The organism is Pseudomonas sp. 43(2021) (genome assembly GCF_017490805.1).
In the GTDB taxonomy this organism is placed as follows: domain Bacteria; phylum Pseudomonadota; class Gammaproteobacteria; order Pseudomonadales; family Pseudomonadaceae; genus Aquipseudomonas.
The window spans coordinates 1-1284 of the sequence record NZ_JAFGYJ010000079.1 but is presented as its reverse complement, the minus strand read 5'-3'; the positions used below and the strand labels follow the sequence as shown (position 1 = coordinate 1284).

Sequence of the window (1284 nt, the reverse complement as noted above, 5' to 3'; positions counted from 1 at the left end):
ATGTCAGGTGCGATGAATCGTCATTGTATTCCCGGATTAACTATGTCCACAGCCCTGACGGGGAACTTCTCTGCGGGAGTGTCCGGGAATAATTAAAACGATGCACACAGGGTTTAGCGCGTACACGTATTGCATTATGCCAACGCCCCGGTGCTGACACGGAAGAAACCGGACGTTATGATTTAGCGTGGAAAGATTTGTGTAGTGTTCTGAATGCTCTCAGTAAATAGTAATGAATTATCAAAGGTATAGTAATATCTTTTATGTTCATGGATATTTGTAACCCATCGGAAAACTCCTGCTTTAGCAAGATTTTCCCTGTATTGCTGAAATGTGATTTCTCTTGATTTCAACCTATCATAGGACGTTTCTATAAGATGCGTGTTTCTTGAGAATTTAACATTTACAACCTTTTTAAGTCCTTTTATTAACACGGTGTTATCGTTTTCTAACACGATGTGAATATTATCTGTGGCTAGATAGTAAATATAATGTGAGACGTTGTGACGTTTTAGTTCAGAATAAAACAATTCACAGTCTAAATCTTTTCGCACTTGATCGAATATTTCTTTAAAAATGGCAACCTGAGCCATTGGTAAAACCTTCCATGTGATACGAGGGCGCGTAGTTTGCATTATCGTTTTTATCGTTTCAATCTGGTCTGACCTCCTTGTGTTTTGTTGATGATTTATGTCAAATATTAGGAATGTTTTCACTTAATAGTATTGGTTGCGTAACAAAGTGCGGTCCTGCTGGCATTCTGGAGGGAAATACAACCGACAGATGTATGTAAGGCCAACGTGCTCAAATCTTCATACAGAAAGATTTGAAGTAATATTTTAACCGCTAGATGAAGAGCAAGCGCATGGAGCGACAAAATGAATAAAGAACAATCTGCTGATGATCCCTCCGTGGATCTGATTCGTGTAAAAAATATGCTTAATAGCACCATTTCTATGAGTTACCCTGATGTTGTAATTGCATGTATAGAACATAAGGTGTCTCTGGAAGCATTCAGAGCAATTGAGGCAGCGTTGGTGAAGCACGATAATAATATGAAGGATTATTCCCTGGTGGTTGACTGATCACCATAACTGCTAATCATTCAAACTATTTAGTCTGTGACAGAGCCAACACGCAGTCTGTCACTGTCAGGAAAGTGGTAAAACTGCAACTCAATTACTGCAATGCCCTCGTAATTAAGTGAATTTACAATATCGTCCTGTTCGGAGGGAAGAACGCGGGATGTTCATTCTTCATCACTTTTAATTGATGTATATGCTC

At 39.0% G+C, this 1284-nt stretch carries 2 protein-coding genes; one reads left to right on the top strand and one right to left on the bottom strand.

Annotated elements, in window-relative coordinates; translation table 11 throughout:
- Positions 1-182: 182 nt before the first annotated feature.
- The gene (locus tag J5M71_RS25945; RefSeq protein WP_012775990.1) at positions 183-593 is read right to left on the bottom strand and encodes a DUF1398 domain-containing protein; all 411 of its coding nucleotides are present in this window, start codon (positions 591-593) and stop codon (positions 183-185) included.
- Between the two features lie 285 nt (positions 594-878).
- On the opposite strand from J5M71_RS25945, the gene ybcW reads away from it, so the two are divergent.
- Complete coding sequence (gene ybcW / locus J5M71_RS25940) at positions 879-1085, top strand: protein YbcW (protein WP_001031427.1); 207 nt, start codon at positions 879-881, stop codon at positions 1083-1085.
- The last annotated feature ends 199 nt before the right edge of the window (positions 1086-1284 follow it).

Bases quoted from the DNA above. Each gene is read 5' to 3' on its own strand.
- J5M71_RS25945 (WP_012775990.1), bottom strand. From the start codon at position 593: ATGGCTCAGGTTGCCATTTTTAAAGAAATATTCGATCAAGTGCGAAAA.
- ybcW (WP_001031427.1), top strand. From the start codon at position 879: ATGAATAAAGAACAATCTGCTGATGATCCCTCCGTGGATCTGATTCGT.